General features: G+C 66.1%; 15 protein-coding genes. 4 read left to right on the plus strand and 11 right to left on the minus strand.

The window, feature by feature from the left end:
- Nucleotides 1–58 precede the first annotated feature (58 nt).
- Entirely contained in the window at nt 59–748 is a 690-nt protein-coding gene (locus JQ617_RS20415) for a hypothetical protein (RefSeq protein ID WP_212027853.1), read from the plus strand.
- A 4-nt stretch (nt 749–752) separates the two neighbouring features.
- Here the strand turns inward: JQ617_RS20415 and JQ617_RS20420 are convergent, their stop codons facing one another.
- The 9 genes from JQ617_RS20420 to JQ617_RS20460 all read right to left on the minus strand — a co-directional run bounded on the left by JQ617_RS20420 (nt 753) and on the right by JQ617_RS20460 (nt 9,625).
- Nucleotides 753–1,142 (minus strand): hypothetical protein, encoded by a 390-nt coding sequence (locus JQ617_RS20420; protein WP_212027854.1) that lies wholly within the window; start codon nt 1,140–1,142, stop codon nt 753–755.
- Between the two features lie 240 nt (nt 1,143–1,382).
- Nucleotides 1,383–1,838, minus strand: a complete 456-nt coding sequence (locus JQ617_RS20425) for a MarR family winged helix-turn-helix transcriptional regulator (protein ID WP_063684565.1) — start codon at nt 1,836–1,838, stop codon at nt 1,383–1,385.
- Between the two features lie 26 nt (nt 1,839–1,864).
- Nucleotides 1,865–2,569 carry an ABC transporter ATP-binding protein gene (locus JQ617_RS20430; RefSeq protein ID WP_212027855.1) on the minus strand — a complete coding sequence of 235 codons (705 nt, stop codon included), beginning with the start codon at nt 2,567–2,569 and terminating at the stop codon, nt 1,865–1,867.
- Nucleotides 2,566–3,357 (minus strand): ABC transporter ATP-binding protein, encoded by a 792-nt coding sequence (locus JQ617_RS20435; protein WP_212027856.1) that lies wholly within the window; start codon nt 3,355–3,357, stop codon nt 2,566–2,568. Before JQ617_RS20435 ends, JQ617_RS20430 begins: the two co-directional genes overlap by 4 nt.
- On the minus strand, nt 3,354–5,243 hold the full coding sequence (locus JQ617_RS20440) for an ABC transporter permease (RefSeq protein ID WP_212027857.1): 1,890 nt from the start codon (nt 5,241–5,243) through the stop codon (nt 3,354–3,356). Before JQ617_RS20440 ends, JQ617_RS20435 begins: the two co-directional genes overlap by 4 nt.
- A gap of 150 nt (nt 5,244–5,393) precedes the next feature.
- Complete coding sequence (locus tag JQ617_RS20445; protein ID WP_212027858.1) at nt 5,394–6,596, minus strand: ABC transporter substrate-binding protein; 1,203 nt, start codon at nt 6,594–6,596, stop codon at nt 5,394–5,396.
- A 78-nt stretch (nt 6,597–6,674) separates the two neighbouring features.
- Nucleotides 6,675–7,259, minus strand: a complete 585-nt coding sequence (locus tag JQ617_RS20450; RefSeq protein WP_212027859.1) for an amino acid synthesis family protein — start codon at nt 7,257–7,259, stop codon at nt 6,675–6,677.
- Between the two features lie 15 nt (nt 7,260–7,274).
- Nucleotides 7,275–8,171 carry a UPF0280 family protein gene (locus tag JQ617_RS20455; protein WP_212027860.1) on the minus strand — a complete coding sequence of 299 codons (897 nt, stop codon included), beginning with the start codon at nt 8,169–8,171 and terminating at the stop codon, nt 7,275–7,277.
- Nucleotides 8,168–9,625 carry a 6-hydroxynicotinate reductase gene (locus JQ617_RS20460; protein ID WP_212027861.1) on the minus strand — a complete coding sequence of 486 codons (1,458 nt, stop codon included), beginning with the start codon at nt 9,623–9,625 and terminating at the stop codon, nt 8,168–8,170. The genes JQ617_RS20455 and JQ617_RS20460 overlap by 4 nt, the downstream gene beginning before the upstream one ends.
- Nucleotides 9,626–9,890: 265 nt before the next feature.
- Between JQ617_RS20460 and JQ617_RS20465 the strand changes: the two genes are divergently transcribed.
- Both JQ617_RS20465 and JQ617_RS20470 read left to right on the plus strand, forming a co-directional pair.
- Nucleotides 9,891–10,373: a (2Fe-2S)-binding protein gene (locus tag JQ617_RS20465; protein ID WP_212027862.1), complete on the plus strand. Its 483-nt coding sequence runs from the start codon at nt 9,891–9,893 to the stop codon at nt 10,371–10,373.
- Nucleotides 10,373–13,903, plus strand: a complete 3,531-nt coding sequence (locus JQ617_RS20470) for a molybdopterin cofactor-binding domain-containing protein (RefSeq protein WP_212027863.1) — start codon at nt 10,373–10,375, stop codon at nt 13,901–13,903. The genes JQ617_RS20465 and JQ617_RS20470 overlap by 1 nt, the downstream gene beginning before the upstream one ends.
- Before the next feature lie 69 nt (nt 13,904–13,972).
- Here JQ617_RS20470 and JQ617_RS20475 read toward each other — a convergent pair whose 3' ends face one another.
- Both JQ617_RS20475 and JQ617_RS40010 read right to left on the minus strand, forming a co-directional pair.
- Nucleotides 13,973–14,941 (minus strand): catechol 2,3-dioxygenase, encoded by a 969-nt coding sequence (locus JQ617_RS20475; protein WP_145658547.1) that lies wholly within the window; start codon nt 14,939–14,941, stop codon nt 13,973–13,975.
- Between the two features lie 325 nt (nt 14,942–15,266).
- Nucleotides 15,267–15,515, minus strand: a complete 249-nt coding sequence (locus tag JQ617_RS40010; RefSeq protein ID WP_249157278.1) for a hypothetical protein — start codon at nt 15,513–15,515, stop codon at nt 15,267–15,269.
- On the opposite strand from JQ617_RS40010, the gene JQ617_RS20480 reads away from it, so the two are divergent.
- Nucleotides 15,508–17,100, plus strand: a complete 1,593-nt coding sequence (locus JQ617_RS20480; RefSeq protein ID WP_249157279.1) for an ATP-binding protein — start codon at nt 15,508–15,510, stop codon at nt 17,098–17,100. The genes JQ617_RS40010 and JQ617_RS20480 overlap by 8 nt on opposite strands.
- The last annotated feature ends 29 nt before the right edge of the window (nt 17,101–17,129 follow it).

Here is a 17,129-nt window from a genome sequence, read left to right on the forward strand (position 1 = left end):
CGTCTAACGCAGGCAGCCCTCGGCGGCGGCAGTTCATTGCTGGACCATCGAGGGCGACATGAAAAGCTCATCGCGAATAGCGGCCGGCGTTGCCGGCGCGGTGGTGGGTTATGTCGCGACCTTCGTGCTGTTCTCCCTGTTCGATTTCGGCAACCGGGCGGACCCGATCACGTCGGGTCTGCTGGGATTGTTCGTCTACGCCCCCACGGGTGCAATCGCAGGCGCGGTGCTCGTCAGCTGGCTGGTGACGCGTTCGGGGAAGGATCCGAGCAATGACGGCGTTGCGCGCAACACCCTGAAGTCGCTCGGCGTCGTCGGCCTGCTCTGCATCGCCGCTGTTGGCACCTACCTGGCCGTCGCGTACATGACGGCCACGCCCTGGCTCAACCGCAACGGCGCCAATCCCCTGCTCGTGTTCGAGGTGCGCTTTCCGGCCGGGGTTAAGGTGCCGGCGTCATCGCAAGGCATCACCATCGAATTGCAGACTGACCTCAACACCATGCCGGGTGAAGTGAACCCGGCCGGCTTCTATCGCGACGGCGACCAGGCCGTCATCGCCGGCGAGGTCGAGCTGGCGTTTCGCACCTCGCACCGGCAGCTGGCCGTCACCATCCAGGGCCAACCGGGTCGGATCTATCCGATCGATCTGACGGCCCGCGCGCCGCATACACCCGAGTTCGGAACGTGGCGGCGGCTCAACGACGGCAGCGAGATCCGTTACCGCGCCAAATGGCCGGGCAAGCCGTAAGGGATCAGCGCTTCCTGGCAATCTCACATCGCACATAGGTCTGGCGCTTGGCCTGCCCGACCGGGCCATTGTCCATCACCAGCCTGCCGTCCGCGGCGATGGACACGCGGGGATTGGAGTGAAACTTCTCGCCCTCGCCTTCGCAGGCGAGCTTCATCTTCCAGCCGAGCTTGCCGTCGGCCGTGATCTCGCCGGCGCGGCAGCGCGTCTCGTACCAGTACAGGCGGTTGCCGCCTTCGATGCTCATGCGATTGGGGCTGTCGTCGTTGCGGCAATCCTTCTTGGTCGAGGCCCAGAAGCCCTCGTAAGGCTGCGCGGCAAAGGCGGGAGCGCATGTGCCCGCCAGCAACGCACCAAGGCTCAAGACCACCGCAAACCGCGTCGCCGCTCTCATGACGAAAACCTCGATGAACCCTTCATCGAGGTTAGTCGCCGGTCCCCGCAGCTTGTTCAACTGCCGTAGGATGGGCAAAGGCGCGCAACGCCGTGCCCACGCGGTTTTCCTGATTGAGAAAGAACGGTGGGCAAAGCGACTTGTCCGCCGTAGCTCGAAGAGCAAAGGCGGAAGCGTGCCCATCATAGAGAAGTGGTGGGCACGGCGCTGCGCGCCTCTGCCCACCCTACAGCACCTTCTTCACCGCAGCTTGTTCAGCAGCGCCATCAGCGTCTCGCGCTCCCTGGCGTCGAGCGGCGCCAGCGTCTCGCGGGTGATCGCCAGCGCGTTGGGCGCGAGCTTTTCAGCGAGCTGTTGCCCCGCCCGGGTCAGGCTGACCAGCAGGCGGCGGCCGTCCTCGGGATCCTGGCTCGTCTCGGTCAGCCCGCGCGCCGTCAGGCGGTCGATCACGCCCTTGATGGTCGCGACATCCATCGCCGTCAGCCGGCCGAGCTGGTTCTGCGAGCATGGCCCGGTCTCGGCGAGCTTCGACAGCGCCGCCCATTGCGTCGGTGTCAGATTGGTGCCGATGTCACGGGAGAATATCGAGCTGTGACGCTGCCAGACCTGGCGCAGGATGAAGCCGACCTGCTCGTCGAGCACGTAAGGCGGTTTTGCCGGTTTGACGCTCTTCTTGACTGCTGAGCTTCTCGCCATCCGTCCGCTGCCTCTTCCCTTTGCCTTCACAACGACAGATGCGCGTCGCGGATGTCCGGACGCGCGTCGAGCTCGGCCATGGTCCCGCCGAAGCAGATGCGGCCGCGCTCGATGATGTAGGCGCGGTCGGAGATGAGCCGCGCAAAGTGCAGATTCTGCTCGGAGACGACGATGCTGACGCCTTCCGTCTTCATGGTCAGGATGGCGTCGACCATCTGCTCCACGATCTTCGGCGACAGGCCCTCCGAGGGCTCGTCCAGCAGCACCAGCGACGGATTGCCCATCAGCGTGCGCGCGATCGTCAGCATCTGCTGCTCGCCGCCGCTCATGCGACCGCCCGGCCGGTTCTTCATCTCCCCGAGATTTGGAAACAGCGCGAACAGCTTTTCACGCGTCCAGTACGGTGCGTTCGGACGCTTTGGCTGCTTGCCGACCTCGAGGTTTTCCTCGACGGTCAGGTCGGTGAAGATACGCCGCTCCTCCGGCACATAGCCGAGCCCTTCGCGCACGATCTCGTGCGTCGGCTTCGCCGAGACGTCCTTGCACTCGAACATGATACGGCCGGTTCGCTGCGCGACGAGGCCGACGATCGAGCGGAACGTCGTCGACTTGCCGGCGCCGTTGCGCCCGAGCAGCGCCACCACCTCGCCCTCGCCGACCTCGAAGCCGATGTCGAACAGGATATGCGCCGGGCCATAATGGCTGTTGAGGTCCTGCACCGTGAGCTTCATGCCGATGCTCCCTCGCGATGCCCGCCGTCGTAAAGCAGCCCCTCGCCCAGATAAATCGCCTGCACCTGCGGATTGCCGCGCACCTCGGCCGGCGAGCCCTCCGCGATCAGCGTGCCGCGGTTGAGCACGATGATGCGGTCGGCGTGCTCGAAGACCACATCCATGTCGTGCTCGGTGAAGAGCACGCCGATCGCCTTTTCCTTGGCGATCTGAGCCGTGAGCCGCATCAGCTCAACGCGTTCGCGCGGCGCCATGCCGGCGGTCGGCTCGTCCATCAGCAGCAGTTTCGGCTGGTTGGCGAGCGCCACCGCAAGCTCGAGCCGCTTGAGGTCGCCATAGGCAAGCTCGCCGCAGGGCCGATCCGCATAGCCACCCATGCCGACCAACTCGAGCAGACGGCCCGCCTCGCCACGATCGAAGTGCGGGGCCGAGCCGAACAGATTGAACAGCTTCTTTCCGTGCGAGATCAGCGCAACCTGCACATTCTCGCGCACGGTCATGGTCGCGAAGGTCGCGGTGATCTGGAAGGTCCGCCCGACGCCCATCCGCCAGATCTCGCGCGGCTTCTTGCCGGTGGTCTCCTCGCCGAGCAGGCGGACGTGGCCGCTGTCGGGCCTGTTCTGGCCGTTGAGCATGTCGAAGCAGGTGCTCTTGCCCGCGCCGTTTGGCCCGATCAGCGCCAGGATCTCGCCCGCGCGCAGCGAGAACGAGACGCCGCGCACGGCGTGGATGCCGCCATAGGATTTGGTCAGGCCTTCGACCGCGAGAAGTGTGGGTGCGACGCTCATTCGGCGGACTCGATCGGCTTGGCGAGCAAGGGGGATCCCGGCGGCGACGACTTCCTGCGGCGCTGCGCCAGCATCTCCAGCATGCCGACGATGCCCTTGGGGAAGACGACGACGATCAGCACGATGAAGCCGCCGAGCACGAGCTTTGACAGATCGGTCTGGCTGACCAGCCAGATGTTGAGCGCCTTGTAGACGATGGCACCGATCACAGCACCGGACACCGTCTCGACGCCGCCGAGCAGCACCATGACCAGCGCATCGACCGACAGCGAGATGCCGAGATTGTCGGGGAAGACGCTGCCCTTGAGGTACGCGAACAGCGCACCGCCGATGCCGGCGGTGGTGCCCGCTATCACGAAGGCGGTCCACTGGATGCGCTTGGCATCGATGCCGATCGCTTCGCTGCGCAGCAGCGAGTCGCGCGTGGCTCGCAGCGCGTAGCCGAACGGCGAGAACACCATGACGCGCAGCGCGACGGTGACGAGCGCGGCGACGCCGAGCGCCAGCCAGTAGAAGTTCGACGGGCTCGCCGCCCATTTTTCCGGCCAGACGCCGAGGATGCCGTTGTCGCCGCCGGTGACACTCACCCACTGGAACGCGATCGACCAGACGATCTGCGCAAAGGCGAGCGTCAGCATGGCGAAATAGACGCCCGAGAGCTGCACCGCGAAGAAGCCGAACACGGCGGCGCCCATGCAGCCGAGCAGCGGCCCCAGCAACAGGCACACGATCATCGGCAGCCCCGCCATCTTGGCGAGGAAGGCGACGCCGTAGGCCCCGAGGCCGAAATAGGCGGCGTGGCCGAAGGATGCGAGGCCGCCGACCGACATCAGGAAGTGCAGGGAGACCGCGAAGATCACGAAGATCGCGATTTCCGAGCCGACGGTCAGCGCGTAATTGCCCGCGAACAGCGGCAGCGTCGCCGCGAGGAGGAGCGCGGCCAGCGAGGCGAGCCGCTCGTTCGAGGTCAGCGGACGCCAGGGATTGACGGTGAGACCCGGCGTCTTGCGCGCCGCCGCCTCCGGCTTGCCGAACAGGCCCCAGGGGCGGACGATCAGCACCACCGCCATCACCAGGAAGACCAGGATGATCGAGATCTTCGGGAAGATCAGGATGCCGAAGGCGTTCAGCTCGGAGACCAGGACGGCCGCGACGAAGGCGCCGACGATGCTGCCGAGGCCGCCGATCACCACGACGACGAACACCTCCACGATGATGCGCAAATCCATCGCATGATGCACGGCATCGCGGGGGATCTGCAGCGCGCCGCCAAGGGCGGCGAGGAAGACGCCGACCGCGAACACCGACGTGAACAGCCATTTCTGGTTCACGCCGAGCGCCGCGACCATGTCGCGGTCCTGCGTCGCGGCGCGCACCAGCACGCCCCAGCGCGTGCGCTGGAACAAGAGCCAGAGAATGCCGAGCACGACCGGGCCCAGCACGATCAGGAACAGGTCGTAGCTCGGGATGTTCTGGCCGAAGAAATCGATCGCGCCCTTGAAGCCCGGGGCGCGGCGGCCGACGAGATCGTCCGGGCCCCAGATCAGCACGACGAGGTCCTCGACCATCAGCGTCAGGCCGAAGGTCGCGAGCAGCTGGAACAGCTCGGGCGCGTGATAGATGCGGCGGAGCAGCACCATCTCGACCAGCACGCCGATCAGCGCCACCGCGAGCGCAGCCAGCACGATGCTGCCCCAGAAGCCGAACGCCCCCGACAGGCGCTCCGTCAGCGTGAAGGCGATGTAGGCGCCGATCATGTAGAAGGCGCCATGCGCGAAATTCACGATCCGCGTCACGCCGAAGATGATCGACAGGCCCGACGCCACCAGGAACAGCGACGCTGCGCTGGCGAGACCGGTCAGAAACTGTACGACGTAAAAGGCCATCGGCGGTCCGGGTTGGTTGAAGACGTCGGGTGGGTTAGCCCTGCAGATGCGCAGAGCGCGTCTGCTCGGCGTAACCCACCTGTTCTCGTTCTGCGGATACTGAAAGTGGTGGGTTACGCCTTCGGCTAACCCACCCTACGGCAGCGGAGTTCAATCCTTCGGCCGCAGCTTCTCGACTTCGGCGTCGCTCGGCAGATAGTCCGAACCCTTCTTGTAAGAAGAGTCCACCATCACGCCCTTGCCGTCCTTCAGCGCGGTCTTGCCGACATAGGCGCCGAGCGTCGACTGGTGATCGATCTTGCGGAAGGTGATCTCGCCGAACGGCGACGGCATCGACAGCCCCTCCGCTGCGGCAATCAGCTTCTCCGGATCGGTCGAGCCGGCCTTGGCGAGAATGGCGGCGGCCGCCTTGATGGTCTGGTAGCCGACGATCGAGCCGAGGCGCGGATAGTCGTTGTACTTGGCCTGGTAGGCCTTCAGGAACGCATCATGCTCGGGCGTCTTGATCGAGTACCAGGGATAGCCGGTGACGATCCAGCCCTCGGGCGTCTCGTCCTTGAGCGGATCGAGATATTCGGGCTCGCCGGTCAGGAAGGAGACGACCTCGCGGCCCTTGAACAGGCCACGGGTGTTGCCTTCGCGCACGAGCTTGACGAGGTCGGCGCCGAAGGTGACGTTGAGGATCGCCTCGGGATTGGCGGCGGCAACCGCCTGCACCACGGGACCTGCGTCGATCTTGCCCTGCGGCGGCCACTGCTCGTCCACCCACTGGATGTCGGGACGCTTCTCCGACATCAGCTTCTTGAACACCTGCACCGCCGACTGGCCGTATTCATAGTTCGGCGCGATCGTCGCCCAGCGCTTGGCCGGGAGCTTGGCGGCCGCCTCGACCAGCATCGCCGCCTGCATGTAGTTGGAGGGGCGCAGGCGGAACGTATATTTGTTGCCCTTCGACCAGGTGACGGCGTCGGTCAGCGGCTCGGCCGCGAGGAAGAACACCTTCTTCTGGTTGGCGAAGTCGCTGACGGCGAGACCGATGTTCGACAGGAACGTGCCGGTGAGCATCGCCACGCCCTCGCTCGAGACGAGCTCGTTGGCCGCGGTCTGCGCATCCGCCGGCTTGCCGCCGTCGTCCTTGGAGACGACGACCAGCTTCTTGCCGTTGATGCCGCCGGCCGCGTTGATCTCCTCCACCGCGAGCTGCCAGCCCTTGCGATAGGGCTCCGTGAACGCCGGCAGCAGCGAATAGCTGTTGATCTCGCCGATCTTGATATCCTGCGCCATGGCCGAATGAGCCATGCCGCCCGCCAGGAGCGCGAAGGCCGCGCCGACGAAGTAATTTCTTGCTCGCATCCCAACCTCCAGTTTTGAACTCTTTGTCTCGACCACGACCTTGCCGGAGAGATTGTGCCCGCCCCTCCGACCCATTCCTTATTTCAAGCCGTCTTCACCCTTGATCTCCGCAACCGTCAATCCGCCGACGCGCGGAAGCGGACGGCCGCTGTCGGTGACGGCGACTGCGACCATGATCTCGTTGGCGCGCGGCGCGTCGTTGATCTGCACTTCCATGCCGTCGAAATGGCTGCGCACGAAGGCTGCGTCCTTATGCCCCAAGGGAATGTCGAGCGTCGTGCCCGGCCCGCTGCGCTTCTTGGACGATGGGATCAGCGCCGCGCCCTTGGTCAGAACCTTGCGCACCGGGGCGCCCATCTTGGGATGAAGGATCGCGGCGGCATGCTCCAGCTCACCGTTCTCGCCGACGGCCGCGGCCTTGCCGTAGCTGTGCGCCTTGGAACCGTCGATCCCGAGCGCCGCCACCGCGCGCTTTGCCAGCAAGTCACCGAGTTCCTCGCCGATCGCGATCAGCGGCGAGAGATCCTCGACGTATTTTCCGGCGAATGGATTTTCGATCACGGCGATCGCGGCGGCACGCCGGGTCGGCGGCGAGACCTGGCGGCCCATCTCCATCTGCGTCTCTTCGACGACGGTGACGATCTTGCGGATGATCGCGCTCATGCTTCGCTTCCCTGTTCAGGCACCGACCGCGTTCTCCAGCACGAGCGGGCGCGTTCGCTGCTCTTCCATATCCTTGGCTCCGATGACAAGCATATCACCACAAAGCCTGAGCACAGCACCCTCGATCAATCCGCGATCGAACAATTGCCGTGCACATTCCGCGCCAGATTCCAGCGCATCCGCGATCTCATTCCGCGACAATTCACCGACGCCGCGGGTGACCAGACGCGCGCCGAGATCGCTATCGGGCTGAATTTCGCTCGCAGCGGTTCGGATAATGGCGGGATGCCCGGGCAGATCGACGGCATTGGCGATCACGGTCGCGGCTGCATCGGCCTGCGACGCCGTCGCCGCGAGCACCGTCACTGCATCGGCAATGCCGAGCGAAAAGCTGCGGCCGTGCCGTCCGCTGGTCGCGATGCCGCGCACCGGATCCTCCGCATCGACCCGCATGGCTCGCATCACGCCGTCGCGATCGGGCCGATCCATCAGGCCGACCGAGAAATGCTCGCCTCTGCCGAGATGAAGCGCGATATCGCCGCCATTGTTGACATAGACCCGATCGAGCGTCGCGGCGCCGAGCATCGCGCCGAGAATTTCCTCGGCCACGCTCCCGGCCACAGCGGCCATCGGCGTGATGAAGCCATCAGCGGCATAGGGCGCGACAGCGGCGTGCATGCGCCGCGCCACCACGCCCTTCAGCGACGTCCGTGTGCCGGCAGCCGTCCGCAGCTCCGGCAATTCCGCGCAGAGCTCGTCGAGCAGCCCGGTGAAACGCTGCGCCGCGGCTTCATAGGCCGCACGCACCTCGCCTGCCGCTCCCCTCGCCTCGACGATCAGATCGATCGGTCCATCCTGCAAATGCAGCCGCCGGCCATCAGACAGCAATGCGATTTGCGGGAGCCGGGTCATGCCCGCGGTCCTGGAATCGGGTTCTGCCAGGGCAACTGGCGGACATCCTCACCGTTCTGCACCTCGGAGAGCGGCTTCACATAGTCCATGTGCCCGCCGAGCGCGGCATAGTCGGTCAGCTTCATCGTGAACTCGATCGGCGCGACCAGCGCGGGCGTCGGCACATAGCCGAACGCGCCCGCCGGCATCTGCGTGACGTCGACCATGTAGGTGATGCCGCCGCCCGGCCAGACATAGACCGGCGCTCCGCCGCTGGTGACGCGCGTCAGCGCGTCCTTCACCGAGCGCGTCAGCCGCACCGGATTGTCGGTGACGCCGGCGCGCAGCGATCCGCCGGCCCCGGCCATGAACAGCACCGTGCACAGCGCCGGCTCGCAGTTTTCCTGGATGCGCTCGACCGAGAATTTCAGATCGGCGGGCATCTCGGTCTCGACCGGATTCAGGGTCTCGTCGAGCACGTAATAGGACGAATGCTCGCCGGTGGTGGAGACCATCAGCATGGTCAGGCCGGCCTTCGCCTCCTTCTTGTCGAAGGGGCCGAGAATCGCCAGGGGATCGGAGATGTTGGTGCCGCCCCAGCCGGTGCCGGGATCGGCGACCTGGAAATAGCGGCCGGGCGTCGAGCGGCGCCCCTTCATCTTGATGCCGGTGTCGGCGATGTCGAGCAGCTTGCCGGCCTGGTGCTCCGAGAGCACGCCGGTGATGTGGTCGTCGACCACGACGACCTCGTCGACCTTGCCGTGCCATTGCTTGGCGAACATGCCGATCGTCGCCGAGCCGCAGCCGACGCGCATGCGCTCCTCCTTGACGCCGTTGACGATCGGCGGCTGGCCGGCCTGCACCACCACGGTCGCGCCACCGTCGATGGTCAGCTCCACCGCCTTGCAATTGGCGAGGTCCATCAACGTGTCGCAGGTGACGCGCCCCTCCTTCTTGGAGCCGCCGGTGAGGTGATGCACGCCGCCGAGCGACAGCATCTGCGAGCCGTATTCGCTGGTGGTGACGTGGCCGACCGCCTCGCCCTGCGCGCGCACGGTGGCGGTCTCGGGCCCCAGATAACGGTCGGTGTCGATCTTCACCTTGATGCCGCAATAGGAGAAGATGCCCTCGGTGACCACGGTCACCATGTCGATGCCGTCGACCTCCGCGGAAACGATGAACGGCGCCGGCTTGTAGTCGGGATAGGTCGTGCCCGCGCCGATCGCGGTGACGAAGGTCGAGGGCTCGTGGACGATCTTGCCGTCCCAGTCTTCGGTGCGGTTGAACGGAACGAGCTTGCCGCCGTGCGAGACGGTGCGCTCCAGAATCACATGCGGATCGACGCGGACGAGCTTGCCGTCGTGGTTGGCATAGCGGTCGCAGGCGCCCGCCGCGCCCGGCTTGATGTAGCACATCACCGGACAGGCATCGCAGCGGATCTTGTCGGTGGCAGCGCTTGTTGTTTCCATCACCATGTCGAAAGCCAGCGGAGACGTCGTTATCATTCGTATACGAACGATGTTGCGCGCGGTCCCCCGCGGCTGTCAAGCACCGGTGCAGCGCAAAAGAAGCCGCTGCCGCACAAATCCTCATTTGCCTATCGGACCTGTCCACAAACAAGGCAGGCGCGCTGCAGTGCGGCATGCACGGCTTGCACGTTTGTGTACAAACGGTATCGTCGCGACCGAGATTTTGCGACGGCATAGTCCAGCGCTTGAAACTAGGGACTTGGGAACAGGGATGACCCAAACACCGATCCGCCTCACCGTGAACGGCAGGATCCACGAGATCACCGCGGCGCGCGATACGCCGCTGCTCTACGTGCTGCGCAACGATCTCGCGCTCAACGGCCCCAAATACGGCTGCGGGCTCGGCGAATGCGGCACCTGCACTGTCCTGATCGACGGCGCGGCGGCGCGCGCCTGCGTGATTCCGGTCGGCGGCTGCGCCGGGCGCGACATCGTGACGCTCGAAGGGCTCGGCACCCGCGACAAGCCTGACGTGGTGCAGCAGGCCTTCATCGACGAGCAGGCCGCGCAATGCGGCTATTGCCTCAACGGCATGATCATGACCACCAAGGCGCTGCTCGCGATCAACCCGCGCCCGACCGAGCCCGAAGCGCTCGCCGCGCTGCGCTACAACCTCTGCCGCTGCGGCACCCATGTCGAGATCCTGCGCGCCGTGATGCGCGCCTCCGGCCAGCTCACCGAGGCCGCAGATTGATGGCCTCCCCTGTTTCGAACGGAGCTGAGCGCCCATCGGGTTGGCTCGTCGTCGCCCGCAGCGTGGACGAGGTCACGTCCGAAACCTTCGTCCGCATCACCGCGGACGGCTCGGTCACGGCCTATAACGGCCATGTCGATCTCGGCACCGGCATCCGCACCGCCCTCGGCCAGATCGTCGCCGAAGAGCTCGACGTCTCCTTTGCGCGCGTCGTCGTCGTGCTCGGCGACACCGCCGTGGTGCCGAACCAGGGTGCGACGATCGCGAGCGAGACGATCCAGATCACCGCCGTTCCCCTGCGCAAGGCCGCCGCGCAAGCGCGGCAGTTTTTGATCGCGCGCGCGGCCGAGCGGCTGGAGCTGCCGGTTGCCGATCTCAAGGTCGAGGACGGCCTCGTGCGCGGACACGACAACCGCAGCGTCAGCTATGGCGAGTTGATCGGCGGCGAGGAGATACGGCTCGAGCTTGCCGACGATGTCGCGGTCAAGCCCGTCGGCGACTACACCATCGTCGGCCAGTCGACGCCGCGCGTCGACCTGCCGGCCAAGGCCACGGGCGAACTGACCTTCGTGCACGATATCCGCGTGCCCGGCATGCTGCACGGCCGCGTGGTGCGGCCGCCCTATGCCGGCGTCGATGCCGGCCCGTTCGTCGGCACCAGCCTCATCGCCGTCGACGAATCCTCTGTGCGCGACATTCCCGGCATCATAGCCGTGGTGCGCCTCGGTGATTTCGTCGGCGTGGTCGCCGAGCGCGAGGAAAGTGCGATCCGCGCGGCGGAGCAGCTCAAGGTGAGCTGGAAGCCGACGCCCACCCTCACCGACCTCGCCGACGTCGAGGCCGCGCTGCGCGCCAACCCGTCGACGCCGCGCACGCTGATCGACAAGGGCGATGTCGATGCGGCGATATCGGGCGCGGCCAAGCCGATGCAGCGCACTTATGTGTGGCCGTACCAGATGCACGGCTCGATCGGCCCGTCCTGCGCGGTCGCCGATTTTCAGGACGGCAATATCCGCGTCTGGTCGGGCACGCAGAATCCCCACGTGCTGCGCAGCGATCTGGCGCTGCTGATCGAGCGTCCCGAGAGCGAGGTCGACGTCATCCGCCTCGAGGCCGCCGGCTGCTACGGCCGCAACTGCGCCGACGACGTCAGCGCGGACGCGCTGCTGCTCTCGCGCGCGGTCGGCCGGCCCGTGCGCGTGCAATTGACCCGCGAGCAGGAGCACGCCTGGGAGCCCAAGGGCACCGCGCAGCTCATCGACGTCAATGGTGGCCTCGACGCCGAAGGCGGCATCGCCGCTTACGATCTCGCAACGCGCTATCCCTCGAATGCCGCGCCGACGCTGGCGCTGCTGCTGACCGGCCGCATCGCGCCCGAGCCTGCCGTGCTGCAGATGGGTGATCGCACCGCGATCCCTCCTTACGACTACGACAACATGCGCGTCGTCGCCCACGACATGCCGCCGATCGTGCGCGCCTCCTGGTTCCGCGGCGTCTCGGCGCTGCCGAACACCTTTGCGCATGAATCCTATATCGACGAGGCCGCGACCGAGGCAGGTGTCGATCCGATCGAATATCGCCTGCGCTATCTCAAGGACCAGCGCGCCGTCGACCTCGTCAATGCGGTGGCCGAACGCGCCGGTTGGGCGCCGCGCCCGGTCCGCGAGGAGAAGGACGGCGATGTCGTGCACGGGCGCGGCTTTGCCTATGCGCTCTATGTCCACAGCAAGTTTCCCGGCTATGGCGCGGCGTGGTCGGCCTGGATCGCCGACGTCGCCGTGAACAAGGCGACCGGCGATGTCAGCGTCACCCGCGTCGTCGCTGGACAAGACTCCGGCCTGATGATCAATCCGGACGGCGTGCGCCACCAGATCCACGGCAACGTCATCCAGTCCACCAGCCGTGCGCTGATGGAGGAGGTCTCGTTCGAGCGCGGCACTGTGGCTGCGCGCGAATGGGGCGCCTATCCGATCATCCCCTTCCCCGACGTGCCCAAGATCGACGTGCTGATGCTGCCGCGGCCGGACCAGCCGCCGCTCGGCGTCGGCGAGTCCGCCTCGGTGCCGAGCGCGGCGGCGATCGCGAACGCGATCTTCGATGCCACCGGCGTTCGCTTTCGTGAGCCGCCGTTCACGCCGGAGCGCATCCTGAGGGGGCTGCACGGCGAGTCCTCTCCCGTGCCCCAAGCCCTGGCCGCGCCCGCCGCATCGCCTCCGTCCCGCATCTGGGAAAATCCCTTCGCCAAACGCGCCGGAGTCTTTGCGACAATCGCAGCCGTCTGCACTGCCGCGATCGGGATCGGCGCCGCACTGCTGCCGGGACGCGCCATCGCGCCGATCGCGCGGCCCGATGCGTCGGTCTATTCCGCGGCGACGATCGCCCGCGGCGCGCAGCTCGCCGCGCTCGGCAATTGCGCGGAGTGCCACACCAGCATCGGCGGCGTGCCCAATGCCGGCGGCCGCGCGCTGGAAACGCCGTTCGGCACGATCTACACGACCAACATCACGCCCGACGTCGAGACCGGGATCGGCGCCTGGTCCTATCCCGCCTTCGAGCGCGCGATGCGCGACGGCCTGCACCGCGACGGCCGCCAGCTCTACCCCGCCTTTCCCTACACGCACTTTGCCAAGACTGGCGATGCCGACATGCAGGCGCTCTACGCCTACCTGATGGCCCAGCCGGCGGTACGCGCGACGGCGCCCGCCAACACGCTCGCCTTCCCGTTCAATCTCCGCCCGCTGCTGGCGGGCTGGAATGCGCTGTTCCACCGGAGCAAAGAGTTCAAGCCCGATCCCGCAAAATCCGACGCGTGGAATCGCGGCGCCTATCTGGTCGAGAGCCTCGGCCATTGCAGCGGCTGCCACTCGCCGCGCAACGCGCTCGGCGCCGAGCAGCGCAATGCCTATCTCGCCGGCGGCTTTGCCGAAGGCTGGGAGGCGCCGCCGCTAAGCTCGCTCTCGCATGCGCCGATCCCCTGGAACGAGGACGAGCTGTTCGCGTACTTGCGCACAGGCCAGTCGCGCTATCACGGCGTCGCCACCGGCCCGATGGCACCTGTCGTCAGGGACCTCAAGGCGCTACCCGACCAGGACATCCGCGCGATGGCGGTCTATCTCAACTCGTTCAACGACGCCGCAGCCGATGCTCAGGCACAGGATGCGCTGGCCGCAAAGCTGGAAAGCGCAACGCAAGTCACCGTTGCCTCCTCGACCGGCGCGCGGCTCTATCAGGGCGCCTGCGCGGTCTGCCACGAGGTCGGCGGCCTGCCGTTGTTCGGCAGCCGGCCCTCGCTCGCGCTCAACAGCAATCTGCACAGCGCGACGTCGGACAATCTCGTGCAGGTGATATTGCACGGCATCACCGAGCCGGTGTCGAGCGACCTCGGCTACATGCCCGCGTTCAGAAACGGCATGAGCGATGCGCAGGTCGAAGAGCTCGTCAGCTTCCTGCGCCAGCAGTTCGCGCCGGACAAGCCGGCCTGGACCGGCATCCGCGAGACGATCGCGCGGGTGCGCAGCTCAAACCATTAGGTGTCATTCCGGGGCGACGCGAAGCGGCGAGCCCGGAATGACGCTGAATGGAACGCCAGAGCCGCAACGCTACCCGTGCTTCTTCACTTCCACCGGCGGCGTGCCATGGGTGTGGAAGGACTCGATCGTCTTGAGGCCCCAGGCCTGGCCCTTCTTGCGCTCTTCCTCGGTCCACACGATCGGCTTCCAGTCCGGCGCGAGGATGAGCCGCGCGCCGGCATTGGCGACCTCGACGCGGTTGCCGCCGGGCTCGTAGACGTAGAGGAAGAAGGTCTGCTGGATCGCGTGCTTGTGCGGGCCGGTCTCGATGTGCACCCCGTTCTCCAGGAAGATGTCGGCGGCGCGAAGGATCTCCTCGCGGCTGTCGAGCGCGTAGGTGACGTGATGGAAACGGCCGGGCGTGCCGGAATGGTCGAGCGAATAGGCGAAGTCGTAGCTCTTGTTCGACATGGTCAGCCACATCGCAGCTTCCCGGCCGTCGTTGAGCACGATCTGCTCGGTGAGGCGGCAGCCGAGATAATTCTCGAAGAACTCGCGGTTGGCCTTGATGTCGACGGCGAGGCAGTTGAGGTGATCGAGCCGGCGCACGTTGACGCCGCGCGCGGGAAAGCGCTGCGCCTGGTTCTTCAGCGCAGGCTTCAGCTCCGGCGGCGCCTGATACCATTCGGTCTCGTAATAGAGCTCGACGATGTGGCCGTCGGGGTCGCGGCAGCGGAAGGTCGGCCCCTGCCCCATGTCGCCGTCGATCCAGCCGATGTCGAAGCCGGAGCCCTTCAACGCGGCAACACGTCGCTCGAGCGCCTGCTGGCTGCGCGCGCGCAGCGCCATGTGCTCCATGCCTGAGGTCTTCGAGGCCGTGAGCTTGAGCGAATAGCGCTCGTAATCATCCCAGCCGCGCAAATAGACCGACTCGCCCTTTTGCCCGCTGACGGTCATGCCCATCACGTCGACGAAGAATTTCAGGCTCTCGTCGGGCTTCGGCGTCAGCAGTTCCATATGGCCGAGATGGGCGAGATCGAGGATCGGTTCGGGCTGCATGATGTCCTCCAGGGCGTGGCCGCGTTCCGCCTGACGGCGCGGCACAGACGCAGGGCAACGCCGCGCGCCTCCGCGCGGCCGGCGATTTCATTTGTACTAATGTACAAATGATTAGGTCCCGTCAACAAATCAACCACCATCTGTGACTTCTTGTGACGTCCGGCCGGACCGAGGGCACTGCTGCAGACGGATGGCAGCCTCCCCGAATGGTAAAATCTTCCTTAAGCCACCTCGCCCCAATCAGCCTTGAAATGCAGCATTTCCCGGCCGCTTCCCTCCAAAAGTATACATTGTCGACAAGGCTCCGGACCGAATTACCGCGGATTTAACGGAGCAGGCGCGTCCAGCGTTTAACCGTTTGTGCAGCGACCGCCGCATAGGGTGGAACAAATTCCTCGCTCTTGCCGGGTTCATTCATCGTGACATCTTTTGGACGCGTGATTTCGGTTCGCGGATCGCTCGCCCGGGTCGGGCTTCTGGCAGCCAGCCAGCTGTCGATCTCGGAAGTTCGGGCCACCGTCGGCCGTTTCGTCAGCATTCGCTGCGCCAGCTCGGTCATCGTTGCGATGATCACCGAGGTCTCCTGCGAGAACCTCGCGGGCACGGACAACTACATCGCCATCGCCTCGGTCGACCTGCTCGGCGAGATCCTCAACGCCGCCGACAAGGCCAAATTCCAGCGCGGCGTCACCAACTATCCGACGATCGGCGACGCGGTCGAGTTGATCACCAGCCAGGAGCTGCGCACGATCTACGCGCCGACCGGGTCGGACCAGATCAATGTCGGCTTCCTCCAGCAGGACCGCTCCGTCATCGCCTATGTCGACGTCGAGGAAATGCTGTCCAAGCATTTCGCCGTGCTCGGCTCGACCGGCGTCGGCAAATCGACCGGCGTGTCGCTGCTGCTCAACGAAATCCTGAAGGCGCGGCCGAACCTGCGCATCTTCCTGCTCGACGTCCACAACGAATATGGCCGCTGCTTCGGCGACCGCGCGCTGGTGCTGAACCCGCGGAACCTGAAGCTGCCGTTCTGGCTGTTCAACTTCGAGGAAATCGTCGACGTGCTGTTCGGCGGCCGCGCCGGCGTGCCCGAGGAGCTCGACGTCCTTGCGGAAGTGATCCCGCTCGCCAAGGGCATCTACACCCAATATCAGAACTCCGATCGCCTCGGCCTGAAGCGCATCGATCCCAAGCAGATCGGCTTCACCGTCGACACGCCGGTGCCGTACCGCCTGGTCGACCTGATCTCGCTGATCGACGAGCGCATGGGCAAGCTGGAAAACCGCTCCTCGCGCATCATCTACCACAAGCTGATCTCGCGCATCGACGCCGTGCGCAACGATCCGCGCTACGCCTTCATGTTCGACAACGCCAATGTCGGCGGCGACACCATGGCCGAGGTCATCAGCCATCTGTTCCGCCTGCCCGCCAACGGCAAGCCGATGACGGTGATGCAGCTCGCCGGCTTCCCGGCCGAGGTCATCGACTCCGTCGTGTCCGTTCTTTGCCGCATGGCGTTCGATTTCGGCCTGTGGAGCGACGGCGTCTCCCCGATGCTGTTCGTCTGCGAGGAAGCGCACCGTTACGCCTCCGCCGACCGCAATGTCGGCTTCGGCCCGACCCGCAAGGCGGTGTCGCGCATCGCCAAGGAAGGCCGCAAATACGGCGTCTATCTCGGCCTCATCACGCAGCGCCCCGCGGAGCTCGACGCCACCATCATCTCCCAGTGCAACACGCTGTTCACGATGCGTCTTGCCAACGACCGCGACCAGGCGCTGCTGCGCGCCGCGGTGTCGGATGCGGCCGCGAACCTGTTGTCCTTCGTGCCCTCGCTCGGCACCCGTGAGGTGCTGGCGTTCGGCGAAGGCGTCGCTCTGCCGACGCGCCTGCGCTTCAAGGAGGTGCCGCCGCACCAATTGCCGCGCGGCGAAGCCACCATCAGCAGCGTGCCGTCCCTGACCTCCGGCCACGACATGCATTTCGTCGGCGCGGTGCTCGAGCGCTGGCGCGGCGCCACCTCGCAGCGCGACGTGCCGAACGACCCGGTGTTCGCGGCACCCGCCGCAAAGACGATGTCCAGCCTCGAAGCCCCGATGCTGCAGCCGTCGATGGGCCTCGATCCCGACCGCTTCTCGCTGTTGAAGAAGCCGCTGCGGTAGCACAGCTCTCGTGTCCCGGACGCGCTGCA

This window comes from Bradyrhizobium sp. KB893862 SZCCT0404, assembly GCF_018130885.1.
In the GTDB taxonomy this organism is placed as follows: Bacteria; Pseudomonadota; Alphaproteobacteria; order Rhizobiales; family Xanthobacteraceae; genus Bradyrhizobium; species Bradyrhizobium stylosanthis.

Excerpts from the sequence above, each read along its gene's own strand:
- JQ617_RS20470 (WP_212027863.1), top strand. The coding sequence starts at position 10,373 with ATGGCCTCCCCTGTTTCGAACGGAGCTGAGCGCCCATCGGGTTGGCTC.
- JQ617_RS20430 (WP_212027855.1), bottom strand. The coding sequence starts at position 2,569 with ATGAAGCTCACGGTGCAGGACCTCAACAGCCATTATGGCCCGGCGCAT.
- JQ617_RS20425 (WP_063684565.1), bottom strand. The coding sequence starts at position 1,838 with ATGGCGAGAAGCTCAGCAGTCAAGAAGAGCGTCAAACCGGCAAAACCG.
- JQ617_RS20415 (WP_212027853.1), top strand. The coding sequence starts at position 59 with ATGAAAAGCTCATCGCGAATAGCGGCCGGCGTTGCCGGCGCGGTGGTG.
- JQ617_RS20445 (WP_212027858.1), bottom strand. The coding sequence starts at position 6,596 with ATGCGAGCAAGAAATTACTTCGTCGGCGCGGCCTTCGCGCTCCTGGCG.
- JQ617_RS20460 (WP_212027861.1), bottom strand. The coding sequence starts at position 9,625 with ATGGTGATGGAAACAACAAGCGCTGCCACCGACAAGATCCGCTGCGAT.
- JQ617_RS20475 (WP_145658547.1), bottom strand. The coding sequence starts at position 14,941 with ATGCAGCCCGAACCGATCCTCGATCTCGCCCATCTCGGCCATATGGAA.
- JQ617_RS20455 (WP_212027860.1), bottom strand. The coding sequence starts at position 8,171 with ATGACCCGGCTCCCGCAAATCGCATTGCTGTCTGATGGCCGGCGGCTG.
- JQ617_RS20435 (WP_212027856.1), bottom strand. The coding sequence starts at position 3,357 with ATGAGCGTCGCACCCACACTTCTCGCGGTCGAAGGCCTGACCAAATCC.
- JQ617_RS20465 (WP_212027862.1), top strand. The coding sequence starts at position 9,891 with ATGACCCAAACACCGATCCGCCTCACCGTGAACGGCAGGATCCACGAG.
- JQ617_RS20440 (WP_212027857.1), bottom strand. The coding sequence starts at position 5,243 with ATGGCCTTTTACGTCGTACAGTTTCTGACCGGTCTCGCCAGCGCAGCG.
- JQ617_RS20450 (WP_212027859.1), bottom strand. The coding sequence starts at position 7,259 with ATGAGCGCGATCATCCGCAAGATCGTCACCGTCGTCGAAGAGACGCAG.
- JQ617_RS20420 (WP_212027854.1), bottom strand. The coding sequence starts at position 1,142 with ATGAGAGCGGCGACGCGGTTTGCGGTGGTCTTGAGCCTTGGTGCGTTG.
- JQ617_RS20480 (WP_249157279.1), top strand. The coding sequence starts at position 15,508 with ATGATCACCGAGGTCTCCTGCGAGAACCTCGCGGGCACGGACAACTAC.